This is a genomic window from Flavobacterium sp. RSSA_27 (assembly GCF_051547125.1).
GTDB lineage: Bacteria > Bacteroidota > Bacteroidia > Flavobacteriales > Flavobacteriaceae > Flavobacterium.
The window spans coordinates 60,778-85,603 of sequence record NZ_JBPTTN010000008.1 but is presented as its reverse complement, the minus strand read 5'-3'; the positions used below and the strand labels follow the sequence as shown (position 1 = coordinate 85,603).

At 35.4% G+C, this 24,826-nt stretch carries 15 protein-coding genes; 9 read left to right on the top strand and 6 right to left on the bottom strand.

The genetic code is table 11. The annotated features are described in order from the left end of the window. Positions 1 to 30: 30 nt before the first annotated feature. The 4 genes from rplL to ACSVH5_RS12060 all read left to right on the top strand — a co-directional run bounded on the left by rplL (position 31) and on the right by ACSVH5_RS12060 (position 9,447). Complete coding sequence (gene rplL, locus ACSVH5_RS12075) at positions 31 to 402, top strand: 50S ribosomal protein L7/L12 (RefSeq protein WP_300977835.1); 372 nt, start codon at positions 31 to 33, stop codon at positions 400 to 402. Positions 403 to 666: 264 nt separating this feature from the next. Continuing rightward, on the top strand, positions 667 to 4,479 hold the full coding sequence (rpoB, locus tag ACSVH5_RS12070; RefSeq protein WP_438061674.1) for a DNA-directed RNA polymerase subunit beta: 3,813 nt from the start codon (positions 667 to 669) through the stop codon (positions 4,477 to 4,479). A gap of 259 nt (positions 4,480 to 4,738) precedes the next feature. After that, positions 4,739 to 9,049: a DNA-directed RNA polymerase subunit beta' gene (rpoC, locus tag ACSVH5_RS12065; RefSeq protein WP_438061673.1), complete on the top strand. Its 4,311-nt coding sequence runs from the start codon at positions 4,739 to 4,741 to the stop codon at positions 9,047 to 9,049. 95 nt (positions 9,050 to 9,144) lie between these two features. Next, entirely contained in the window at positions 9,145 to 9,447 is a 303-nt protein-coding gene (locus ACSVH5_RS12060) for a DUF3467 domain-containing protein (protein WP_438061672.1), read from the top strand. 87 nt (positions 9,448 to 9,534) lie between these two features. Here the strand turns inward: ACSVH5_RS12060 and ACSVH5_RS12055 are convergent, their stop codons facing one another. Then, positions 9,535 to 11,124 carry a peptide chain release factor 3 gene (locus ACSVH5_RS12055; protein WP_438061671.1) on the bottom strand — a complete coding sequence of 530 codons (1,590 nt, stop codon included), beginning with the start codon at positions 11,122 to 11,124 and terminating at the stop codon, positions 9,535 to 9,537. Between the two features lie 310 nt (positions 11,125 to 11,434). Between ACSVH5_RS12055 and ACSVH5_RS12050 the strand changes: the two genes are divergently transcribed. The 5 genes from ACSVH5_RS12050 to ACSVH5_RS12030 all read left to right on the top strand — a co-directional run bounded on the left by ACSVH5_RS12050 (position 11,435) and on the right by ACSVH5_RS12030 (position 21,322). After that, a complete protein-coding gene (locus tag ACSVH5_RS12050) occupies positions 11,435 to 12,838 on the top strand; it encodes a peptidylprolyl isomerase (protein WP_438061670.1) in 1,404 nt (467 codons plus the stop codon). 75 nt (positions 12,839 to 12,913) lie between these two features. Further along, the gene (locus tag ACSVH5_RS12045) at positions 12,914 to 13,867 is read left to right on the top strand and encodes an AAA family ATPase (protein ID WP_438061669.1); all 954 of its coding nucleotides are present in this window, start codon (positions 12,914 to 12,916) and stop codon (positions 13,865 to 13,867) included. A gap of 329 nt (positions 13,868 to 14,196) precedes the next feature. Further along, the gene (locus tag ACSVH5_RS12040; protein ID WP_438061668.1) at positions 14,197 to 16,965 is read left to right on the top strand and encodes a bifunctional aconitate hydratase 2/2-methylisocitrate dehydratase; all 2,769 of its coding nucleotides are present in this window, start codon (positions 14,197 to 14,199) and stop codon (positions 16,963 to 16,965) included. A 407-nt stretch (positions 16,966 to 17,372) separates the two neighbouring features. Then, a complete protein-coding gene (locus ACSVH5_RS12035) occupies positions 17,373 to 19,640 on the top strand; it encodes an aconitate hydratase (protein WP_438061667.1) in 2,268 nt (755 codons plus the stop codon). Positions 19,641 to 19,879: 239 nt separating this feature from the next. After that, a complete protein-coding gene (locus ACSVH5_RS12030; protein WP_438061666.1) occupies positions 19,880 to 21,322 on the top strand; it encodes a LysM peptidoglycan-binding domain-containing protein in 1,443 nt (480 codons plus the stop codon). A 1-nt stretch (position 21,323) separates the two neighbouring features. On the opposite strand, the gene ACSVH5_RS12025 is transcribed toward ACSVH5_RS12030, so the two are convergent. The 5 genes from ACSVH5_RS12025 to ACSVH5_RS12005 all read right to left on the bottom strand — a co-directional run bounded on the left by ACSVH5_RS12025 (position 21,324) and on the right by ACSVH5_RS12005 (position 24,819). Continuing rightward, positions 21,324 to 22,625 (bottom strand): TIGR00341 family protein, encoded by a 1,302-nt coding sequence (locus ACSVH5_RS12025; RefSeq protein WP_438061665.1) that lies wholly within the window; start codon positions 22,623 to 22,625, stop codon positions 21,324 to 21,326. Between the two features lie 104 nt (positions 22,626 to 22,729). Then, the gene (locus ACSVH5_RS12020) at positions 22,730 to 23,194 is read right to left on the bottom strand and encodes a hypothetical protein (protein ID WP_438061664.1); all 465 of its coding nucleotides are present in this window, start codon (positions 23,192 to 23,194) and stop codon (positions 22,730 to 22,732) included. Between the two features lie 74 nt (positions 23,195 to 23,268). Beyond that, complete coding sequence (locus ACSVH5_RS12015) at positions 23,269 to 23,811, bottom strand: YceI family protein (RefSeq protein WP_438061663.1); 543 nt, start codon at positions 23,809 to 23,811, stop codon at positions 23,269 to 23,271. Positions 23,812 to 23,904: 93 nt separating this feature from the next. Further along, a complete protein-coding gene (locus tag ACSVH5_RS12010; RefSeq protein ID WP_438061662.1) occupies positions 23,905 to 24,450 on the bottom strand; it encodes an acyl-CoA thioesterase in 546 nt (181 codons plus the stop codon). 3 nt (positions 24,451 to 24,453) lie between these two features. Beyond that, the gene (locus ACSVH5_RS12005) at positions 24,454 to 24,819 is read right to left on the bottom strand and encodes a 6-phosphogluconate dehydrogenase (protein WP_438061661.1); all 366 of its coding nucleotides are present in this window, start codon (positions 24,817 to 24,819) and stop codon (positions 24,454 to 24,456) included. Positions 24,820 to 24,826: the final 7 nt, after the last annotated feature.

The window sequence follows — 24,826 nt, the reverse complement described above, 5'->3', positions numbered from 1 at the left end:
TTTACAAATCATTTTAAAACGATAGAAAAAATGGCAGATTTGAAACAATTCGCAGAACAATTAGTTAATTTAACTGTTAAAGAAGTTAACGAGTTAGCAACAATATTGAAAGATGAGTACGGAATCGAACCAGCTGCTGCAGCTGTAGTAGTTGCTGCTGGAGGTGGTGAAGGTGCTGCAGAAGAAGCTCAAACAGAATTTACAGTGGTATTGAAAGATGCAGGTGCTTCTAAATTAGCTGTTGTTAAATTAGTAAAAGAACTTACAGGTTTAGGTTTGAAAGAAGCTAAAGATGTAGTTGATAGTGCTCCTAGCAACGTAAAAGAAGGTGTTTCTAAAGAAGAGGCTGAAGGTCTTAAAAAATCTTTAGAAGAAGCAGGAGCTGTAGTTGAGCTTAAATAGTTAAACTCAGTTTTGAGAACTAGGTTTAGGTCTTGGATTAAGTTCCAAAGACCTAAACCATTTTTCGTATAATAAAAATATGCGTTTTATTATAAAAATAGTTTAAAATACAAAAGTGTTTTTAAATCAATACGAAGAAAGAAAATTTAAGAAGAGTTTACTCTTATTTTATTTTTAAAGAGGTATTGATTAAAAAAGAAAGTATAGTTTAAACAGTGTTTTACACAAAAAATTACTTTTTTTTAATCAAAATTTTGTCCATAGATGTTAACAAATCAGACTGAAAGATTGAATTTTGCCTCCACAAAAAATATACCTGACTATCCAGATTTTCTAGATGTTCAGGTAAAATCGTTTAAAGATTTTTTTCAATTAGAAACAAAGTCTGACGAAAGAGGCAACGAAGGTTTATACAACACCTTCATGGAAAACTTTCCAATTACAGATACAAGAAATAATTTTGTATTGGAATTCCTAGATTATTTCGTAGATCCACCACGTTATACCATTCAAGAATGTATTGAAAGAGGGCTTACTTATAGTGTGCCTTTAAAAGCTAGACTTAAGCTTTACTGTACGGACCCAGAACACGAAGATTTTGAAACTATTGTTCAAGACGTTTATCTTGGTACAATTCCTTACATGACACCAAGTGGTACTTTTGTTATCAATGGAGCTGAACGTGTTGTAGTTTCACAATTACACCGTTCTCCTGGTGTTTTCTTTGGACAATCCTTCCATGCAAATGGAACTAAATTATATTCTGCAAGAGTTATTCCTTTTAAAGGCTCTTGGATTGAATTTTCTACTGATATTAATAGTGTAATGTATGCTTATATCGATAGAAAGAAAAAATTGCCTGTTACAACTTTATTCCGTGCTATTGGATTTGAAAGAGACAAGGATATTCTTGAGATTTTTGATCTAGCAGAAGAAATTAAAGTTTCTAAAACAGGATTAAAAAAATATATTGGAAGAAAATTAGCTGCCCGTGTATTGAACACATGGCATGAGGATTTCGTAGATGAAGATACTGGTGAAGTGGTATCCATCGAACGTAACGAAATTATTTTAGATAGAGATACAATTATCGACAAAGATAATGTAGAAGAAATCATTGACTCGAATGTTAAATCTATTTTGTTGCACAAAGAAGATAACAATCAAGTTGATTACTCTATCATTCATAATACGTTACAAAAAGATCCAACAAACTCTGAAAAAGAAGCTGTTGAGCACATCTACAGACAATTGCGTAACGCAGAACCGCCTGATGAAGAAACTGCTCGTGGTATTATAGATAAATTATTTTTCTCTGACCAACGTTACAACTTAGGTGAAGTAGGTCGTTATAGAATTAATAAAAAATTAGGTTTAGATACTCCAATGGAAAAGCAAGTGCTTACCAAGGAAGATATCATAACTATCGTTAAATATTTGATCGAATTGATCAACTCAAAAGCTGAGATTGATGATATTGATCACTTATCAAACCGTCGTGTTAGAACAGTTGGTGAACAATTGTCACAACAATTCGGTGTTGGTTTAGCGCGTATGGCTAGAACCATTAGAGAGCGTATGAATGTTAGAGATAACGAGGTGTTTACACCAATAGATTTGATTAATGCAAAAACATTATCTTCTGTTATCAACTCTTTCTTTGGAACGAATCAGTTGTCTCAATTTATGGATCAAACGAATCCATTAGCTGAGATTACGCACAAAAGAAGATTATCTGCACTTGGACCAGGTGGACTTTCTCGTGAAAGAGCAGGTTTTGAGGTTCGTGACGTTCACTATACGCATTATGGACGTTTATGTCCTATTGAAACTCCTGAGGGACCAAACATTGGTTTGATTTCATCTCTTGGTGTATATGCCAAAGTAAATGGAATGGGATTCATTGAGACTCCTTACCGTAAAGTTTCAAATGGTGTAGTTGATTTAGAATCAACTCCTGTTTACTTAAGTGCTGAAGAAGAAGAAGGTATGATGATTTCTCAAGCAAACATTGAAATGGATGCGACAGGAAAAATTACTGCTGATAATGTAATTGCAAGACAAGAAGGTGATTTTCCTGTAATTGAGCCAAGTCAAGTAGATTATGCAGACGTTGCCCCAAATCAAATTGCATCTATTTCTGCCTCATTGATTCCTTTCTTGGAGCATGATGATGCGAACCGTGCGTTGATGGGATCTAACATGATGCGTCAAGCAGTACCTTTAATTCGTCCAGAAGCCCCTATTGTTGGAACTGGTTTAGAGCGTCAAGTAGCTTCAGATTCTAGAGTATTGATTAATGCTGAAGGTGATGGAGTTGTTGAATATGTTGATGCTAACATTATTACTATCAAATACGATCGTTCTGAAGAAGAAAGAATGGTAAGTTTTGAACCTGATGAAAAAACGTATAACCTAATTAAATTTAGAAAAACGAACCAAGGAACAAGTATCAACTTGAAACCTATTGTAAGAAAAGGGGATAGAGTTGTTCTAGGTCAAGTTTTATCTGAAGGATATGCTACTCAAAATGGTGAACTAGCTTTAGGTCGTAACCTTAAAGTGGCGTTTATGCCATGGAAAGGATACAACTTTGAGGATGCGATTGTAATTTCTGAAAAAGTTGTTCGCGATGATATTTTTACTTCTATTCATATTGATGATTATTCATTAGAAGTTAGAGATACTAAATTAGGTAACGAAGAGTTGACTAATGATATTCCTAACGTTTCTGAAGAAGCTACCAAAGATTTGGATGAAAATGGTATGATCAGAATTGGTGCAGAGGTAAAACCTGGCGATATTTTGATTGGAAAAATTACTCCAAAAGGAGAATCTGATCCAACACCAGAAGAAAAATTACTTCGTGCTATCTTTGGTGATAAAGCTGGTGATGTAAAAGATGCTTCATTAAAAGCTTCTCCTTCATTACATGGTGTAGTTTTAGATAAAAAATTATTTGCAAGAGCAGTAAAAGATAAACGTAAACGTACTCAGGATAAAGATGCTTTAGGCGCTTTAGAAATGGAGTTTGAAGTTAAATTTGTTGAATTAAAAGACAGATTGATTGAAAAACTTTTCCTAATCGTTAACGGAAAAACATCTCAAGGTGTAATGAATGATTTGGGTGAAGAAGTATTACCAAAAGGTAAAAAATACACTCAAAAAATGTTGTATGCTGTTGAAGATTTCGCTCACTTAAGTAAAGGTCAATGGGTTGCTGATGATGTGACTAACAAAATGGTTAATGATTTAATTCATAACTATAAAATTAAATTGAACGATTTACAGGGAGCATTACGTAGAGAGAAATTCACTATTACTGTTGGTGACGAATTACCATCTGGAATTTTGAAATTAGCTAAAGTATATATTGCTAAGAAACGCAAATTGAAAGTTGGGGATAAAATGGCGGGACGTCACGGTAACAAAGGTATTGTTGCTCGTATTGTTCGTCATGAAGATATGCCTTTCTTGGAAGATGGAACTCCTGTTGATATTGTGTTGAACCCACTTGGGGTACCTTCACGTATGAACATTGGTCAGATCTATGAAACAGTTTTAGGATGGGCAGGAATGAATTTGGGTAGAAAATTTGCTACTCCAATTTTTGACGGTGCTTCTCTTGAACAAATCAATGCTTTAACAGATGAAGCCGGTGTACCACGCTTTGGACATACACACCTTTATGATGGTGGAACTGGAGAACGTTTCCATCAAGCAGCTACAGTTGGTGTGATTTATATGTTAAAATTAGGTCACATGGTAGATGATAAGATGCACGCTCGTTCTATTGGTCCGTACTCGTTGATTACTCAACAACCACTTGGAGGTAAAGCTCAATTTGGAGGTCAGCGTTTTGGAGAGATGGAGGTATGGGCACTTGAGGCTTATGGAGCATCAAGTACATTACGTGAAATCTTAACTGTAAAATCAGATGATGTTATTGGTAGAGCTAAAACTTACGAAGCAATAGTTAAGGGAGAATCTATGCCAGAACCAGGATTACCTGAATCATTCAACGTATTGATGCACGAATTGAAAGGTCTTGGTCTTGACATTCGTTTAGAAGAATAATTAAATCACAGTAATCAGTTCCATTTTTTGGGGCTGATTACTATTTATAAAAGTTTTTAGGATTTATACCCGTAAACCGTTCCGATTTTTTATGTTGATTCTCAGGAAACACATAACTAGCACTTCAGAGAGAAGTTTAGAGAAGTAATTCGTGGTAATAGAGCTTAATGAATTTTGATGATGTAGTAACTGCTATTTTGTCTTTAATTCATAAATCTAAAATCAATTTTTAATTGCAAATAAATCAATAGTAAAAACTATGATGAATAATAGAAACAACAATAAAGATAAGAATCCTGTAAAAAGATTCAATAAAATTTCGATAGGATTAGCTTCTCCAGAATCTATCTTGAAAGAGTCAAGAGGAGAGGTGTTAAAGCCTGAGACTATCAACTACAGAACACATAAGCCAGAACGTGACGGGCTTTTTTGTGAAAGAATTTTCGGCCCTGTCAAGGATTTTGAATGTGCCTGTGGTAAGTACAAAAGAATTCGTTACAAGGGAATTATCTGCGACCGTTGTGGTGTAGAAGTTACTGAGAAGAAAGTTAGAAGAGATAGAGTAGGTCACATCAATTTGGTTGTGCCAATTGCTCATATCTGGTATTTCCGTTCTTTGCCTAATAAAATTGGTTATATTTTAGGATTACCGTCTAAGAAGTTAGACATGATTATCTACTACGAAAGATATGTCGTAATTCAAGCTGGTATTGCAAAAAATGCTGATGGAGAATCTTTACAACGTTTAGATTTCTTAACAGAAGAAGAGTATTTGAATATTTTAGATACTTTGCCTGCTGATAATCAATATTTAGATGATTTTGATCCTAATAAATTTGTAGCCAAAATGGGTGCAGAATGTATTATGGATTTATTAGCGCGTATCGATTTAGATGAGCTTTCTTATAGCTTACGTCATAGTGCTAACAATGAAACTTCTAAACAAAGAAAAACTGAAGCATTGAAACGTCTTCAAGTTGTTGAATCTTTCCGTGAGTCTAACTTAAATCGTGAAAATCGTCCTGAATGGATGATTATGAAAGTGATTCCTGTTATTCCACCAGAATTGCGTCCTTTAGTGCCGCTTGATGGAGGCCGTTTTGCAACTTCAGATTTGAATGATTTATACCGTCGTGTAATTATACGTAATAACCGTTTGAAAAGATTAATGGAGATTAAAGCTCCTGAAGTTATCTTGAGAAATGAAAAACGTATGTTGCAAGAATCTGTAGATTCATTGTTTGACAACACTCGTAAAGCTTCTGCTGTTAAGACAGAATCTAACCGTCCATTGAAGTCGCTTTCTGATTCTTTGAAAGGTAAGCAAGGTCGTTTCCGTCAAAACTTACTTGGAAAACGTGTGGATTATTCTGCTCGTTCTGTAATTGTTGTTGGACCAGAAATGAAGTTGTTTGAATGTGGTTTGCCAAAAGATATGGCAGCTGAATTATACAAACCATTCGTTATTCGTAAGTTAATCGAAAGAGGTATTGTAAAAACAGTTAAATCTGCTAAAAAAATAATTGACAAAAAAGAGCCTGTTGTATGGGATATTCTTGAGAATGTAATCAAAGGACATCCAGTATTGCTTAACCGTGCTCCTACTTTGCACCGTTTAGGTATTCAAGCATTCCAACCAAAATTAATTGAAGGTAAAGCAATTCAATTGCACCCATTAGTATGTACGGCGTTCAACGCGGATTTTGATGGGGATCAGATGGCGGTTCACTTGCCATTAGGACCTGAAGCTATTTTGGAAGCGCAATTATTGATGCTAGCTTCTCACAATATCTTGAACCCTGCGAATGGTGCTCCTATTACAGTACCTTCTCAGGACATGGTTTTGGGTCTTTATTATATGACCAAAGAACGTTTAACTACACCAGAATTAACTATTCTTGGTGAAGGTTTGACTTTTTATTCTGCTGAAGAGGTAAATATTGCATTGAATGAAGGAAGATTAGAGTTGAATGCTCGTGTGAAAATTAGAGCAAAAGATTTTGATGAGAATGGAGAGTTAGTATATAAGATTATTCAAACTACTGCTGGACGTGTATTATTTAATGAAGTAGTACCTGAGGCAGCTGGATATATCAATGATGTATTGACTAAGAAAAACTTGAGAGATATTATTGGTCACGTATTAAGTTCGACTGATGTACCTACGACAGCCGCTTTCTTAGACGATATGAAAAATATGGGTTATAAGTTCGCTTTCAAAGGAGGTTTATCTTTCTCTTTAGGTGATATTAGAATTCCAGAACAAAAAACAAAATTAATTGCTGATGCAAGAGAGCAAGTAGAAGGAATTTCTGCAAACTATAACATGGGTCTTATTACCAATAACGAGCGTTACAACCAAGTTATTGACGTATGGACTTCTGCTAATGCTCAATTGACGGAGTTAGCAATGAAGAATATTAGAGAAGACCAACAAGGATTCAACTCAGTGTATATGATGCTTGATTCTGGGGCGAGGGGATCTAAAGAACAAATTCGTCAGTTAACTGGTATGCGTGGTTTGATGGCTAAGCCTAAAAAATCTACTGCTGGTGGTGGTGAAATTATTGAAAACCCGATTCTTTCTAACTTTAAAGAAGGTCTTTCTATCCTTGAGTACTTTATTTCTACTCACGGTGCTCGTAAAGGTCTTGCGGATACGGCGTTGAAAACGGCGGATGCTGGATACTTAACTCGTAGGTTGCATGACGTTTCTCAAGACGTTATTGTTAATATCGACGATTGTGGTACATTAAGAGGTGTTGAAGTTGCTGCATTGAAGAAAAACGAAGAGATTGTTGAATCGTTAGGGGAAAGAATCTTAGGACGTGTTGCATTGCAAGATGTAATTAATCCTTTAACTACAGAAATATTAGTTCACGCTGGCGAGCAAATTACTGAACCTATTATGAAGGCTATCGAAGCTTCTCCAGTAGAAAAAGTAGAAGTTCGTTCTCCATTAACTTGTGAAGCCTTAAAAGGTATTTGTGCAAAATGTTACGGTAGAAACTTAGCTACTGGTAAGATGACGCAAAAAGGAGAAGCTGTTGGGGTTATTGCTGCACAGTCTATTGGTGAGCCAGGTACACAGTTGACATTGCGTACATTCCACGTTGGAGGGGTTGCTGGTGGTATTTCTGAAGAATCTAGTATTATTGCACGTTTTGCAGGTAAATTAGAAATCGAGGATTTAAAAACAGTAAAAGGCGAAGATAACGAAGGAAACGCTGTTGATATCGTAGTGTCTCGTTCTACTGAATTGAAATTAATCGATGAAAAAACAGGTATTTTATTAAGTACAAATAATATTCCTTACGGTTCTAGTATCTATGTTGCAGATGGACAATCTGTTGCAAAAGGAGAAGTTATCTGTAAATGGGATCCATATAACGGAGTAATTGTTTCTGAGTTTACTGGTAAGATTGAGTACGAAGATTTAGAGCAAGGACAATCGTTCATGGTTGAAATCGATGAGCAAACTGGTTTCCAAGAAAAAGTAATTTCTGAGTCAAGAAACAAAAAATTAATCCCAACTTTATTGGTTTACAGTAAAGATGGCGAACTAATCCGTTCTTACAACTTACCAGTTGGAGCTCACTTGATGGTAGAGAATGGTGAGAAAATTAAAGCAGGTAAAGTATTGGTGAAAATCCCACGTCGTTCTTCAAAATCAGGCGATATTACAGGAGGTTTACCAAGAATTACAGAGTTGTTAGAAGCTCGTAATCCATCTAATCCAGCTGTAGTTTCTGAAATTGACGGGGTAGTTTCTTTTGGAAAAATCAAAAGAGGTAACCGCGAAATTATCATCGAGTCTAAATTTGGTGATGTTAGAAAATATTTGGTGAAATTATCAAGCCAGATTTTGGTTCAAGAGAATGACTTCGTAAGAGCAGGAGTGCCATTGTCTGATGGTGCAATTACTCCAGACGATATCTTGAGAATCCAAGGACCAGCTGCGGTACAACAATACTTAGTAAATGAGATTCAAGAGGTTTACCGTTTACAAGGTGTAAAAATTAATGACAAACATTTTGAGGTGGTAATCCGTCAAATGATGCGTAAAGTAAGAGTTCAAGATCCAGGAGATACTTTATTCTTAGAAGACCAATTGATTCATACTAAAGATTTTATCGTTCAAAACGACAATCTTTATGGAATGAAAGTGGTGGAAGATGCAGGTGATTCTGCAGTATTGAAACCAGGTCAAATCGTTACTCCACGTGAGTTGCGTGACGAAAACTCTTTATTGAAACGTAGTGATAAAAACTTGGTAGTAGCTCGTGATGTTATTACAGCAACTGCTACTCCAATTTTACAAGGTATTACAAGAGCATCGTTACAAACGAAATCATTTATCTCTGCTGCTTCTTTCCAAGAAACAACTAAAGTGTTAAACGAAGCTGCTGTGGCAGGTAAGGTTGACTTATTAGAAGGCTTGAAAGAAAACGTAATTGTAGGACATAGAATTCCTGCAGGTACTGGTATGAGAGAGTATGATAATACTATTGTAGGTTCGAAAGAAGACTACAATGATATGATGGCTAACAAAGAAGAGTACATTTACTAATGTATTTAGAGATGTAAGATTATATATTCAAAGACGATTTCGATCGTCTTTGAATTTTTTAAATCACTACCTCTTTGAATCTTTAATTTTTTACTATGAAAGAGCAACAAGAACAAATTAATATTGAATTAGACGAGAGTATTGCTGAAGGAGTTTATTCTAACTTGGCGATTATCAATCATTCCTCTTCGGAGTTTGTTTTGGATTTTGTGAGTATTATGCCTGGTTTGCCAAAAGCAAAAGTAAAGTCCAGAATAGTATTGACGCCACAACATGCGAAACGATTAATCAAGGCCTTGTCGGATAACGTTCATCGTTTTGAGTTAGCTCACGGTGAAATAAAAGATACAGAACAAGCGCCAATTCCTTTGAATTTTGGTCCAACAGGACAAGCTTAAATAAAAAAAAGACTTCGTTAAGAAGTCTTTTTTTTAGAAGTATAAGTAAAAAACAAAAGCCAACTTTTTAGAGTTGGCTTTCTTGTATTAATCAAATTCTGAAGTGAAAAATAATTTAACGCTCGGGAATTTGCTTTGTGTCATTTGAATAGTAAAATCAGAATCGGCAAGAAATACTAATTGGTTGTATTTGTCTTTGGCCAAAAATTTCTGTTTGATACGTTTGAATTCTTTAAATTCTTCGTTTTTGGCATCGTCTGGTTTTACCCAACACGCTTTATGAACAGGGAAGTTTTCATAGGTACATTTTGCACCATATTCATGCTCTAAACGATACTGAATTACCTCATATTGTAGCGCACCAACTGTCCCAATTACTTTACGATTGTTCATTTCGAGTGTAAACAACTGCGCAACACCTTCATCCATTAATTGGTCAACACCTTTATCCAACTGCTTTGCTTTTAATGGATCGGCATTATTGATGTATCTAAAGTGTTCTGGTGAGAAACTTGGAATTCCTTTGAAACTCATAATCTCGCCTTCGGTCAGCGTGTCTCCAATTTTGAAGTTCCCTGTGTCGTGTAATCCCACAATATCACCAGGATAAGAAATGTCAACAATCTCTTTTTTCTCCGCAAAAAAAGCATTGGGGCTAGAAAACTTTAGATTTTTCTTTTGACGAACATGATAATATGGCTTGTTTCTTTCAAAAGTTCCCGATACAATTTTAATAAACGCCAAACGATCTCTGTGTTTTGGATCCATATTCGCATGAATTTTAAACACAAAACCAGACATTTTCTCTTCTTTAGGATCAACCAATCTTGTTTCTGATTCTTTTGCTCTTGGAGAAGGGGCTATGCTTACGAAGCAATCTAGTAATTCTCTTACTCCGAAATTATTCAAAGCTGAACCAAAAAACACCGGCTGAATTTTTCCGTCCAAATAGTCTTGGTGGTCAAATTTAGGGTAGACTTCATCAATCAATTCTAATTCTTCACGAAGTTTAGTAGCTGGTTTTTCTCCAATAATTTTTTCTAATTCTGGGTTTTGTACGTCTGAGAAAGCGATTGTTTCTTCTATATTTTTTCGGCTATCACCGCTAAAAAGATTGATGTTTTGTTCCCATAAGTTGTAGATTCCTTGAAAATCATAACCCATGCCAATCGGGAAACTCAAAGGAGTTACCGTAAGACCCAATTTTTGTTCCACTTCATCCATCAAATCAAAAGCGTCCTTACCTTCACGGTCTAATTTGTTGATAAAAACAATCATTGGAATGTTTCTCATTCTACAAACGGCCACTAATTTTTCAGTTTGTTCCTCGACTCCTTTGGCAACGTCAATAACAACTATTACACTGTCTACAGCTGTTAAAGTTCTAAAAGTATCTTCAGCAAAATCCTTGTGACCAGGTGTGTCTAGGATGTTGATTTTTTTATCTTGATAGTTAAAAGCCAAAACGGAGGTAGAAACTGAGATTCCTCTTTGGCGCTCAATTTCCATGAAATCACTCGTTGCACCTTTTTTTATTTTATTACTTTTTACAGCACCAGCCTCTTGGATAGCTCCTCCAAAAAGTAATAATTTTTCCGTTAGTGTGGTTTTTCCAGCATCAGGATGCGAAATGATTCCAAACGTTCTTCTGCGTTGTATTTCTTCTAAAAAACTCATAGTAATAAAAATAGTGTGCAAAAGTACTACTTATAATTTCGAATAAAAAATCTGATGTAAATTCTATTTATAAAACTTGTAATTGATTTTTTTAGAATTTGTCTAAGCATAATAATTTTTTGTTAATAGTAGGTAGTATAGTTGTATAATGTCTTTGAATTGCTATTTTTGTTTGCAATATGTTTACTTTTTTTCAATAGTAATTTTAGTGCTAAATTGTTTCCGAGTTGTGAGATGAATTAGCTTATGAAGTTTTGATAAAAGTACCTTTTGTAAATACTATTAATACATACAATTTAACCTTTTTTCGATGAAGTTTTTAAAATACAATTTTGTACTACCTATTTGTTTCGTTTTAATGGCCACTTTTGCAATGCATGCGCAAGAAGTGATAAAAGAAAAGGCAACAGAGGCAGTAAAAGAAAATCCGACTAAACGCCAAAAAGTAGATGGAGTAATTGCAACGGTTGGAGATTATATTGTATTAGATTCAGATATTGACAAATCATTTTTAGAGATTACTGCCGCTGGGGGTTCAGTAAAAGGTGTTTCTAGATGTCAAATGCTGGGTAAATTATTAGAAGATAAGCTTTATGCGCACCAAGCCATTCAAGACAGTATTGTAGTTTCAGATTCTGATATCAAAGGAATGATGGAGGAACGTCTCAATTACATGGTGGAGAGTCTAGGGTCTATGGACAAAGTTATCGAAATGTATAAAAAGGGCACAGAAGAAGAACTTAGAACTACATTTTTCGACGTCTTAAAAGAGCAAAAATTGAGTTCAGAAATGGGTAAAAAAATTGTGGATGGTGTAGAAATCACTCCAGAAGAAGTTCGTAATTACTTTAAATCCATCCCAAAAGAGGATTTACCAACCTTTGGCGCCGAAATGGAAGTTGCTCAAATTGTTATCGCCCCAAAAGTGACACAAGAAGACAAACAAAAAGTAATTGACCGTTTGAAAGGGTTCAAAAAAGAAGTTGAAGCAGGTGCTAGTTTTTCAACCAAAGCCGTATTGTATACCCAAGATCCAGGATCAAGAGCTACCGGTGGTTTCTATAAAATGAATAGAAAAACACCTTTTGTAAAAGAATTTAAAGAAGTAGCTTTTAAATTAGCCGAAGGAGAAATCTCAGAGCCTTTCGAAACAGATTTTGGTTTTCATATCATTTTAGTTGAAAAAATTAAAGGACAAGAATTAGAATTGCGTCATATTTTGCTTACTCCAACAGTTACGGAAGCATCCATTAAAGAAGCCAAAGAAAAAATTGATTTGATTCGAAAAAGAATCATTGATAAAGAAATTTCCTTCGCCGAAGCGGCAAGAACACTTTCAGACGAAAAAGAAACAAGAACTAATGGTGGGGCTTTGATTAATCCAAAAACACAAGATACTCGTTTTGAGTTGACCAAAATGGATCCAAGTTTATACAGTAGGGTTTCTAATCTTAAAGACCAAGAAATTTCTCAGCCATTTCTGGAAGAAGATCAAGGGAAAAAGACGTTTAAAATCATTACTGTGACCAACAGGATCAACGAGCATACAGCTGATTATTCTAAAGATTATATCAAAATTAAAGATTTGGCTTTGAAAGAAAAACAAATCAAAGCAGTAGGAAAATGGTTTGAAGAAAAAATCAAAGAAACCTATATCAAAATTAATGGAGAGTACAGAGACTGTGCTTTTACCAATAATTGGTTAAAAAAATAAGTTTTATAAAATAAATAAAAAGAGTTAGTTTTATGATTTCATAAACTAACTCTTTTTTAATTAAATCATATTTATATGTCAGATGTTGAAGCGATTCATGCTTTAGTGCAAAAGCGAAACCAACTCAAAACAGAGATTGCCAAAATTATTGTAGGTCAAGATGATGTTATTGATCAAATTGTGCTTTCTATTTTCTCTGGTGGTCATGCATTGCTCGTTGGTGTGCCAGGTTTGGCCAAAACGCTTATGGTAAATACTTTGGCGCAAGCACTTGGTTTGGATTTTAAAAGAATTCAGTTTACCCCAGATTTGATGCCTTCTGATATTTTGGGGAGTGAAATATTGGATGAGAATAGACATTTTAAGTTTATAAAAGGCCCCATTTTTTCTAATATAATTTTGGCTGATGAGATCAATAGAACTCCTCCAAAAACGCAAGCTGCTTTGTTGGAGGCCATGCAAGAACGAGCAGTTACAATTGCAGGTCATAATTATAAATTAGATTTGCCTTATTTTGTTTTGGCAACTCAGAACCCTATCGAGCAAGAAGGAACGTATCCGTTGCCTGAGGCACAGTTGGATCGTTTTATGTTTGCAATCAAGTTGGATTATCCTTCGTTTTTGGAGGAAGTACAAGTGGTGAAAAATACAACATCAGATGTTAAATTAGGAATTAATTCACTTTTTACTGCCGAAGAAATTATAGCGTATCAACATTTGATACGTCGTATACCCGTGGCAGACAATGTGATTGAGTATGCGGTAACTTTAGTTAGTAAAACACGTCCTAACAACCCTTTGTCTAATGATTATGTGAAAAATTATTTGGATTGGGGTGCTGGTCCAAGGGCTTCTCAAAACTTGATAATAGCTGCCAAAGCGAATGCTGCTTTTAACGGAAAATTCTCCCCAGACATAGAAGATGTGAAGGCTGTGGCTACAGGAATTTTGCGTCATAGGATTATCAAGAATTACAAAGCCGATGCTGAAGGTATATCGGAAGAAATGATCATAGAAAAGCTATTATAACGTTATAGTTGTCTTAATTTAGAAAGGTTCTTTGTTTGAAATACAGCAAAGAACCTTTTTTTATTTCAACTCATATTCTCATATTGATAAAAAAATCTTTTAAAAATAATGAATAAGCAAAATTTATCATAAAATTTGATAATTTATCAATAAATAGCGGTAATGTGCCGTTTTTGTCGATGATAATTTTCAAAAAAGGTACTTCTATTAAATTTTTTTAATTCTCGGCTTTAATTCCTAAATTTGCGTACAAGAATAATAAAATACTTAATTATTATGGTTTTTGGTATTGAAATCATTAATAAGGAGGGTCATTAACATACTACATTATGAGCATTTATCACGATTACATCAAAGAGATCGAAGAACGAAAAATTCAAGGATTACATCCAAAGCCCATTGATACTGCTGAGTTGTTGAGCGAAATCATTGCGCAAATTAAAGATATTGACAATCAATATCGAGCAGATTCTCTTCACTTTTTTATTTACAATACTTTACCAGGTACAACTAGTGCAGCTGGTGTAAAAGCAACGTTTTTAAAAGAGATCATTTTAGGAGAGTCTGTAGTAAATGAAATCACTCCAGCATTTGCTTTTGAGTTATTATCACACATGAAAGGCGGTCCTTCAATTGAAGTTTTATTGGACTTAGCTTTAGGTAATGACGTAGCTATAGCTAAAGGCGCTGCCGATGTACTTAAAACGCAAGTGTACCTTTATGACGCAGATACTAATCGTCTAAAAGTAGCTTACGAAAATGGCAATACAATTGCCAAAGAAATTCTTGAAAGTTATGCTCAAGCGGAGTTCTTTACAAAACTTCCAGAAATAGCAGAAGAAATTAAAGTGGTTACATTTATTGCTGGAGAAGGAGATATCTCTACAGATTTATTGTCACCCGGAAATCAAGCGCACTCGAGATCAGATCGTGAGTTACACGGAAAATGCATGATTTCTCTACAGGCTCAGGCTGAAATTCAAGCTTTGCAGGCACAACATCCAGATAAGAGCGTGATGTTGATTGCAGAGAAAGGAACCATGGGGGTAGGATCTTCAAGAATGTCTGGGGTAAATAATGTGGCGCTTTGGACAGGAAAAAAAGCTAGTCCCTATATTCCATTTGTAAATATTGCTCCAATTGTGGGTGGGACAAACGGAATATCTCCAATTTTCTTAACAACTGTAGATGTTACGGGTGGTATTGGTATTGATCTCAAAAACTGGGTTAAAAAAATAGATGCTAATGGTAAACCAATGCTTAACGAAAACGGAGACCCAATTTTAGAAGAGGTTTATTCTGTAGCTACAGGTACGGTACTTACAATCAATACTAAGAAAAAGAAATTATATAATGGAGCGCAAGAGTTAATTGATATTTCAAAAGCTTTTACACCACAGAAAATGGAATTCATCAAAGCTGGTGGTTCCTATGCAATTGTTTTTGGTAAAAAAATCCAAACGTTTGCTGCTAAAACATTAGGAATTGCTATTCCAACTGTGTTTGCTCCTTCAAAAGAGATTTCTGTAGAAGGGCAAGGGCTTACAGCTGTAGAAAAAATATTTAACAAAAATGCTGTTGGTACAACACCAGGTAAAGTATTGCATGCAGGCTCTGATGTTCGTGTAGCAGTAAATATTGTAGGGTCTCAGGACACTACAGGGCTTATGACTGCACAGGAATTAGAGTCTATGGCGGCTACTGTAATTTCGCCGACAGTTGACGGAGCTTATCAATCAGGTTGTCATACTGCTTCGGTTTGGGATAAAAAAGCACAAGCAAATATTCCAAAGTTGATGAAATTCATGAACGATTTTGGATTGATTACGGCTCGTGATCCAAAAGGGGTGTATCATGCGATGACCGATGTAATTCATAAAGTTTTGAATGATATTACAATCGATGACTGGGCTATTATTATTGGAGGGGACTCTCATACCAGAATGTCGAAAGGGGTTGCATTCGGAGCCGATTCAGGAACCGTAGCCTTAGCTTTGGCCACTGGTGAAGCATCAATGCCAATTCCAGAATCTGTAAAAGTAACCTTCAAAGGAAAGATGAAAGAATACATGGATTTCCGTGATGTGGTTCATGCTACACAAGCTCAGATGCTTAAGAAATTTGGTGGAGAAAATGTTTTCCAAGGAAGAGTTATCGAGGTACACATTGGTACACTTACGGCAGACCAAGCTTTTACATTTACAGACTGGTCAGCTGAAATGAAAGCCAAAGCTGCTATTTGTATTTCTGAAGACGCTACTTTAATCGAATCATTGGAAATTGCTAAAAGCAGAATCCAAATTATGATTGATAAAGGAATGGATAACAAAAATCAAGTACTACAAGGATTAATCAATAAAGCGAATAAAAGAATTGCTGAAATTCAATCAGGTGAAAAACCTGCTTTAACTCCAGATGCAAATGCGAAGTATTTCGCAGAAGTTGAAATTGATTTGGACTTAATTGCGGAACCCATGATTGCAGATCCAGATGTTAACAATGCCGATGTTTCTAAACGCTATACTCATGATACCATCAGGCCTTTGTCTTTTTATGGAGGAGACAAGCCTGTGGATTTAGGATTTATTGGTTCTTGTATGGTACACAAAGGAGATATGAAAATTTTGGCACAAATGCTAAAAAACATCGAATCACAAAATGGTAAAGTGGAGTTTAAAGCACCTCTAGTGGTAGCTCCTCCTACTTACAATATTGTAGATGAATTGAAAGCGGAAGGGGATTGGGAAGTGTTGCAGAAGTACTCTGGTTTTGAGTTTGATGATAATGCACCTAAAGCTGCTGCTAGAACATCTTATGAAAAAATGCTATATTTAGAGCGCCCAGGGTGTAATCTTTGCATGGGAAATCAAGAAAAAGCAGCTAAAGGTGATACTGTTATGGCAACTTCTACACGACTTTTCCAAGGTAGAGTAGTAGAAGATGCTGAGGGCAAAAAAGGAGAATCATTGCTTTCTTCTACTCCAGTAGTAGTCTTGTCAACTGTTCTTGGTAGAACTCCAACCATTGAAGAATACATTGCCGCTGTTGATGGAATTAACTTGACTAAGTTTACACCTTCTAATAAGCAGTTGGTATAATAATAACATAATTAAGCTGTTTGTAACAAGAAGCTCGAGGATAAACCTCGGGCTTTTTTTATTTACAAATTAAACCCAGAATCCGCAATAGACTTCGTTGCGAAACTGAATTATTCAAAAAAAGGAAAGCTCACGAACTATTTTTAAATAAGCAAACAACATTCAATGAATACTTGCAAAAAAAAGATAAACCAATGAGCTACTACTTTTGTATTTGGAAGGTATCCAGAAAACTTTCGGGAGCGGTAAGTTCTTGGTTTTGAAGAAAAATTCAATCACTGAACTCCACTAAAAAATATAAAATGGTGGAGTACTATAGTTATAGTAGATTTCTATTGCAGTTGCTGTATTAAATTGTTGTAAATTAGAGTGTTGAAAAAAACAAACAAACTCTAATTTTATATTTTATGGCTTTTGATATTGAAATGATAAAAAAAGTGTACGCAAGCATGGCTGAACGTGTTGATGCTGCACGAGAAATTGTTGGTAGACCTCTTACTTTAACGGAGAAGATTCTATACGGTCATCTCTGGGATGGTAAAGCTACAAAGGCATATCATATAGGGACTGATTATGTAGATTTTGCCCCAGACAGAGTGGCTTGTCAAGATGCTACGGCACAAATGGCTTTGTTGCAATTCATGCAAGCTGGAAAAAAAACGGTAGCTGTTCCAACAACAGTGCATTGTGATCACTTGATTTTGGCTAAAAACGGTGCAAAATATGATTTGGCTGCTGCCAATGAACAGTCAAAAGAAGTATTTGATTTTTTATCCTCAGTTTCCAATAAATACGGTATTGGATTTTGGAAACCAGGGTCTGGAATTATCCATCAAATTGTTTTAGAAAATTATGCTTTCCCAGGAGGAATGATGATTGGTACCGACTCACATACCGTAAATGCGGGTGGTTTAGGAATGTTAGCCATAGGTGTTGGGGGAGCCGATGCCGTAGATGTCATGTCAGGAATGTCATGGGAGTTAAAGTTTCCTAAGCTCATTGGTGTAAAACTTACAGGCAAGTTATCAGGATGGACTTCTCCCAAAGATGTGATCTTAAAAGTAGCTGATATTCTAACGGTAAAAGGAGGAACTGGTGCAATCGTTGAATATTTTGGAGAAGGTGCTCTAAATATGTCCTGCACAGGAAAAGGAACGATTTGTAATATGGGTGCCGAAATTGGTGCGACCACCTCTACATTTGGATATGATGAAAGTATGAGAAGGTATTTGAAGGCTACAGGACGTCAAGAAGTGGTGGAGGCCGCTGATGCAGTTGCTTCTTATTTGACAGCCGATCCTGAAGTATATGCCCATCCAGAGCAGTATTTTGACCAATTGATCGAGATCAACTTGTCGGAATTAGAACCTCATATCAATGGGCCATTCACACCAGACAGAGGTACTCCGGTCTCTAAAATGAAAGCAGAAGCAGCTGCAAATGGTTGGCCCATAAAAGTGGAATGGGGACTAATAGGTTCTTGTACGAATTCATCTTACGAAGATATGGCGCGGGCAGCTTCTATTGTTGAGCAAGCAGTGAATCATGGGATTACTCCCAAAGCCGAATTTGGCATTAATCCAGGATCGGAACAAATCCGATACACTATAGAGCGAGATGGTATTATCGCAACTTTTGAAAAAATGGGAACCAAAGTGTTTACCAATGCTTGTGGGCCCTGTATCGGGCAATGGGATAGAGCAGGAGCGAATAAAGGAGAGAAGAATACCATCGTACATTCATTCAATCGTAATTTTTCTAAAAGAGCAGATGGAAATCCTAATACGCATGCTTTTGTTACCTCTCCAGAAATGGTGGCAGCTCTTGCAATTGCTGGAAGATTGGATTTTAATCCATTAACGGATAGTTTGTTGAATGATAATGGTGAAGAAGTGAAATTGAACGCTCCTTTCGGTGACGAATTACCCAAACGAGGATTTGATGTTGAAGAGGATGGTTTTCAAGCTCCCGCAGAGGATGGTTCAAATGTACAAATCTTGGTAAGTCCCACTTCAGACCGTTTGCAACTATTAGCTCCATTTGAGCCATGGGATGGTAAGAATATCATCGGTGCAAAGTTGTTGATTAAAGCTTTTGGTAAATGCACCACTGATCATATTTCTATGGCAGGTCCTTGGTTGCGTTTCCGTGGACATCTAGATAATATTTCTAACAATATGTTGATTGGTGCGGTCAATGCCTTTAATCAAAAAACCAACGAAGTTAAAAATCAGTTAACTGGAGACTATGCGGAAGTCCCAACGGTTCAGAGGGCTTATAAGGCGGCAGGAATTCCTTCAATAGTAGTGGGAGATCATAATTATGGAGAAGGTTCTTCAAGAGAACATGCGGCTATGGAACCACGTTTCTTGGGTGTGAAAGCTGTTTTGGTAAAATCATTTGCTCGTATACACGAAACAAATTTGAAAAAGCAAGGTATGTTGGCTTTAACTTTTGCTAACGAATTGGATTATGATACAATTCAAGAAGATGACACCATCAATTTCTTGGACTTGACCGAGTTTGTACCTGGCAAACCCTTGACAATTGAATTAGTTCATTCTGATGGTACAAGAGAAACTATTTTGGCGAATCATACGTATAATGAAAGTCAAATTGGTTGGTTTGTTGCAGGTTCAGCACTCAATTTAATAGCAGCTGCAGGTCAAGTTTAACTAAATAAATGAACCTTAAAGAAAGCTCCTCGGGTAACTTTGGAGTTTTTTTTTGTCCTTGTATGAACGAAAAATTGAATTTATAATTGTTTTAACATTTTTAAATTAGCAAAAAGGGGTATATTTGTGTTTTTTGATAAAAAATTGATTTTGAGGTAGTAAAAGGGCTTGTTTTTATTTTAAATTAAACAAAATCAGTTTTTTGATAATAATAATACCATAATTTGTAATAATTTAGCATGAAGTATTTTGGATTACTATTTTGGCTTTTAATTGGCGCTACAACTTCCGTTTTTGCTCAACAAAAATTCATTTCTCATAAAATTTCACAAGGCGAGACTATATCTACTATAGCCGAAAAATACCATGTTAGTCAAAAAGTTATTTTTGATTTAAACCCAAAAGCATCTGGAATTTTAAAATTAAATTCCGTTTTAAAAATCCCAAATAAGAATTTTAAAAAGGAGTTGTCTGAGAAAAAGAAAAATACCAAAACGATTGAGTATGTGGTTCTACCAAAAGAAACTTTATTTGGAATTGCCAAAAAATTCCAGCTTTCGATTGACGATATAAAGAAAAGTAATCCATTAATTGAACAGCAAGGTTTGCAAATTGGTAAAAAAATTACACTCTTAGTACCAGAAAATTTCGAACTAAAAGAAGAAAAAATTGTAACCTTAAACCAGGATTATTCCCAAAAAGTTGAAAATATGGAGACCACAACTCCAATTCAAGAGTTTGTAACCACAACTTTAATAGAAGAGCAGCACACTCATCAAGTACAAACAAGTGAAACTAAATATGGAATAGCAAAACGGTACGGAATCACTATTGCTGAATTAGAAAAAAGGAATCCGGCTATTGTTGCCAAATCCCTAGAAGTAGGCCAGCAATTGAATGTCCCCATGCAAAATAAAACGGATGAATCTCTCAATACTGTTGTAATTTCGAATGCAATAGAAAGTAAAAGCGATGTAAAGGCTGCTCTTGTAAATGAACCAATAGGCAATGAAACACTTCCCACAGCAACACCTTCTTCAATACCAACAACTGCTATAGTTCATGAGGTTTTGCCCAAAGAAACCAAATTTGGCATCGCCAAAAAATATGGATTAACGATAGCGGAATTAGAACAATTAAATCCCACTTTGCATAAAAATTTAAGAGTTGGTGTTGTTTTAAAAATTAAAGAAGGAAACCCAACTGCTGGGAATACAGTTACCTCTGATGTAGTTTCAGAAAGTAAAACCACTCCACTAGAGGAAACAGCTTCGAATGCCACTTTTTTTGGGAATTATTCGGTAGCCGATAATTTAATAGCTAATGCTTCTGATAATTTGGGAGTGCGCTATCGTTCAGGAGGTACTACAAAAGCTGGTTTTGACTGTTCTGGTTTTGTTTGTTACGCATTTAATGCTATGGATATTAAACTGCCTCGTTCTTCAGGTGAGATGGCAAATGTTGGATTAAAAATAAAAGCAGCTGAAGCCCAGAAAGGGGATTTAATTTTCTTTAAAACCAGAGGTAGTCGTCGTATTAACCATGTTGGTGTAGTTGTTGAAGTGCAAGGAGATGAAATAAAATTTATCCATTCTTCAACAAGTAGCGGAGTGGTAATTTCGTCTACCAAAGAAGGCTATTATAGTAAAAACTTTGTGCAGGTTAATCGAGTTTTAAAATAAATTACTCTCCCTTTTCTTTATACAATACTATGGGGTGTCCTGCGACCCTTTTTTGTAACCATAGTGTAAGTTTTTCTTCTTCTTGTGAGGATAAATTCTTTTTACTGCTGTAAATAGCTATCGTTTTGGTTACGGTACTATCTGTGTTTTCGTTAAATAGGTGGTTGGCTAATGATATTTGACGTACTTGTGGAAACAAAATAGCAATTTCTTCCTGTAGGGCTTGATTATTATAAGTATTGGCTTTTAGTTTGTTTTGCAATTGAAGGATCATTAAATCCTTTTCATTTTCTTTGGCTTTTTCATTGGCACTATTTTCTAAAATGTATTTTTTGATATCTGTAGTATCTTGCTTGATGATGAGTTGAGTGTTCTCGATGTGGTATTTTTGAAGTAAGCTACTCAAGCTTTGTATCTCTTGTTTAGTAATTTTTTTGTTAAGAAAAGCCAATTCTATGCTTCTTGGATTTTTATTGTAATTGATTTTTTGATATAAAATGGCAAACCCTTTTTCTGTAAATTCTTCATTAAGAAAAACAACGACTTTTTCATGGTACTTTTTTTCTTGGGCTAAGGCATAGGCAAAATAAACACTTGGAACAATTAATAAAACGATAATAGTTGTAATGGTATATTTGATTTGTTTGCGGTATTTTGGATTGACATATTGCACCACCGGATACTTCAAGTATTTGACAATCACAAAGGTTGAAATACAGATGAAAACACAGTTGATAGTATATAAAAAAAGAGCCCCTAAAAAGTATTTCCAATTGCCAATTGCGAGTCCATAGCCTGCAGTACACAAAGGAGGCATCAAAGCGGTGGCAATAGCAACTCCAGGAATCGGATTTCCTTTTTCGACTCTTGTAATTGCAATAACACCAACGAGACCTCCAAAAAAAGCAATCAAAATATCATAAATATTTGGCGAAGTTCGTGCCAATAATTCCGATTGGGTTTCTTTAAAAGGGCTGAGAGTGAAATAGACTGTGGACACCAACAAACTAACTAAAGTAGCGATAAGGAGATTTTTTGCCGCTTTTTTTAATAATTCAAAATCATAAATTCCCAGACTAAATCCTGCTCCTACGATGGGCCCCATCAAAGGAGAAATGAGCATGGCACCAATGATAACCGCCGTTGAATTGACATTGAGTCCCACAGAGGCTACCACTATAGCACAAGCCAAAATCCAAACAGTCGATCCTCTAAAGGATATATTTGCCTTTACGTTTTCCAATACTTTTTGCTTGTCTTCTTCTCCAGTATGTAAATCCAAAAAATTCTGTAATCGATTCATAGTTTTTGTATTTAAAAGCCGATAACGTAAAGTTAATCAATAGTTGGCATAAAAAAACGTTGAGTATTCTTCAACGTTTTGATGCTATTCGAGAGGTTTCGAATTTAGTTTTTGGTAAAAGTCAAATAATCAATGCCGCCATTTCCACCACTGACATCTTTTAATTTGATTACTGTGGCTGTTTTTTCAATAATTTCCCAATCATCGGTTAATTCCGCAAAGGTCGCTGGGGTGGAGAAGGCTATATTGAAATCCAAATCACTTATATTGTCATCTTTACTATTGCTGTCTGTTATAGACCATGTCCCCGTTTGAGTTAAGGTACCGTTTGAAGCGGTTAATACACCATTGTTTGCAAAGGTAAAGTTATACCCACTAAAATTACTGGTTTCTTCCTTGTCGGTATCAAAGTAATAGGTGATTCTCCATGTGCCAGTTTTTAGAATACTCGCAACGTTTTCAGCTGAATTAGTCGTACTAGAGTTAGTGTCCTCACTGCTACAAGAAAAAAATAGTAAAGTGAAGCAAAGCATGACAAGATTTTGTTTGATAAAATACATTGTTTTCATAATTTCTTGTTTTTTGAGTTTATTTTACAACTATAATAAAGTAATTGTAGTATAGTAATCTGAAAATTAACCATTTATTGCAAGACAATTGCTTTTAAAGTAGTTTGCACTTGTTTGGATATTTTTGGGGCAACAATTGAAGGGATTTCAATTTTAAAGTCTTCCGTATTTAAAACAAATGAAGTGTTTATTTCCATTCCTGATGCTACTTTTTTAAGTGTAGCTTTGCATGAAAGAGGCTTAGATTTGCCATGTATTTTAATAATGCCTTTTATTTGGAATTCGGTGGGTAATTCGGAGAGTGATTTGTAATCAAATTTTTCAATTCTTCCAATAAAAGTAGCTTTGGGATAGCGATCACTTTCCAAATAATTGTCATTGAAATGGGTACGCATCAAATCTCGTTTAAACTGAAATTTTTTAATATAAACAGTGCAACTAATTTCACTAGTTTTTAAATCAATAGTACAAATAACGTCATGATTGACACCTTTCACTTCTTCAAATATTGGAACAGAAGCTTCAAAAAGAATTATTCCAGTTGAAGTTGATAGCTCCTCTTGAGCTTGAACCGCGTTAAAATAGAAAAACAAGAAAATAAGTAGCATTTTTTTCATGGGATTCAATAAATAACATTACTTAAAGTTACTGTTTTTTAATGTTCTTTACAACTTATTTTTAAACACTTAACTTACTGGAGTATTGCGGCATTATAATTCCAATTGAATTTTGTATTGTGATACAAGTGCTAGGTTTTCAGGGGAACAATAATTGAATTCTTCCTCATGGATTTCGTGTACTTTTTTAAGTTCTATTTGTTGCAAACAATTACTAAATCGACGGATATCGTCCTTCGTTTTCAATTGGAGCCCAGGGACAGCTACACTTTTACCATGATCGTCTTTGGCAACCATTGTAAAATAGGAGGAGTTACAATGTTTGATACTTCCTGTTTGAATGTTTTCTGCTTCAACTCGAATACCCACAATCATTGAACTTCTACCAACATAATTCACAGAGGCTTTCAAGGTGACCAATTCTCCGACCTCAATAGGTTGTAAAAAATTAACCGTATCTACTGAAGCAGTGACACAATAATTTCCTGAAAATTTGGAAGCGCTAGCAAAGGCTATTTGATCTAGTAAGGATAAGATATAGCCACCATGAATTTTGCCTCTAAAATTAGTGTGTGAGGGCAACATCAGTTCAGAAATGGTTACATGAGATGCAGCAACAGGTTTGAAAATGTTGGTCATGAGCTAACGATTATTGAATGGTGAGGCTTCTTTTTGCACCGATGTGATAAAAAAACGCGTTTCACCCCACCACATAAAAGTGCGTTTTTTTTCTTCATAGGTCAAGCGAACATAGTGTCCTTGAAATGCTTTTAAACTGTCTATTACGGCTTTGTCTTTGTCTAATACTGAAAAACGGAAAATTTGAGCTCCCGAAATTCCTTGACTCAATTCACCCTCCCAAGTTTTAATGAGTACCCCTTTGTGGCTCAATCGGATCAATTCTCCAGAGCGAACGCCATCACTTACGGGTATGTAATACATAAAGGCCATGTATATGGATAAGACTACAACTCCAGCAAGGAGTAATAAAGCGGCAATTTTTTTCATTATTTAA

Coding starts and splice junctions, on each gene's coding strand:
- ACSVH5_RS12060 (WP_438061672.1), top strand. CDS start 9,145: ATGAAAGAGCAACAAGAACAAATTAATATTGAATTAGACGAGAGTATT.
- ACSVH5_RS12010 (WP_438061662.1), bottom strand. CDS start 24,450: ATGACCAACATTTTCAAACCTGTTGCTGCATCTCATGTAACCATTTCT.
- rpoC (WP_438061673.1), top strand. CDS start 4,739: ATGATGAATAATAGAAACAACAATAAAGATAAGAATCCTGTAAAAAGA.
- rpoB (WP_438061674.1), top strand. CDS start 667: ATGTTAACAAATCAGACTGAAAGATTGAATTTTGCCTCCACAAAAAAT.
- rplL (WP_300977835.1), top strand. CDS start 31: ATGGCAGATTTGAAACAATTCGCAGAACAATTAGTTAATTTAACTGTT.
- ACSVH5_RS12040 (WP_438061668.1), top strand. CDS start 14,197: ATGAGCATTTATCACGATTACATCAAAGAGATCGAAGAACGAAAAATT.
- ACSVH5_RS12020 (WP_438061664.1), bottom strand. CDS start 23,194: ATGAAAACAATGTATTTTATCAAACAAAATCTTGTCATGCTTTGCTTC.
- ACSVH5_RS12030 (WP_438061666.1), top strand. CDS start 19,880: ATGAAGTATTTTGGATTACTATTTTGGCTTTTAATTGGCGCTACAACT.
- ACSVH5_RS12025 (WP_438061665.1), bottom strand. CDS start 22,625: ATGAATCGATTACAGAATTTTTTGGATTTACATACTGGAGAAGAAGAC.
- ACSVH5_RS12050 (WP_438061670.1), top strand. CDS start 11,435: ATGAAGTTTTTAAAATACAATTTTGTACTACCTATTTGTTTCGTTTTA.
- ACSVH5_RS12035 (WP_438061667.1), top strand. CDS start 17,373: ATGGCTTTTGATATTGAAATGATAAAAAAAGTGTACGCAAGCATGGCT.
- ACSVH5_RS12005 (WP_438061661.1), bottom strand. CDS start 24,819: ATGAAAAAAATTGCCGCTTTATTACTCCTTGCTGGAGTTGTAGTCTTA.
- ACSVH5_RS12045 (WP_438061669.1), top strand. CDS start 12,914: ATGTCAGATGTTGAAGCGATTCATGCTTTAGTGCAAAAGCGAAACCAA.
- ACSVH5_RS12015 (WP_438061663.1), bottom strand. CDS start 23,811: ATGAAAAAAATGCTACTTATTTTCTTGTTTTTCTATTTTAACGCGGTT.
- ACSVH5_RS12055 (WP_438061671.1), bottom strand. CDS start 11,124: ATGAGTTTTTTAGAAGAAATACAACGCAGAAGAACGTTTGGAATCATT.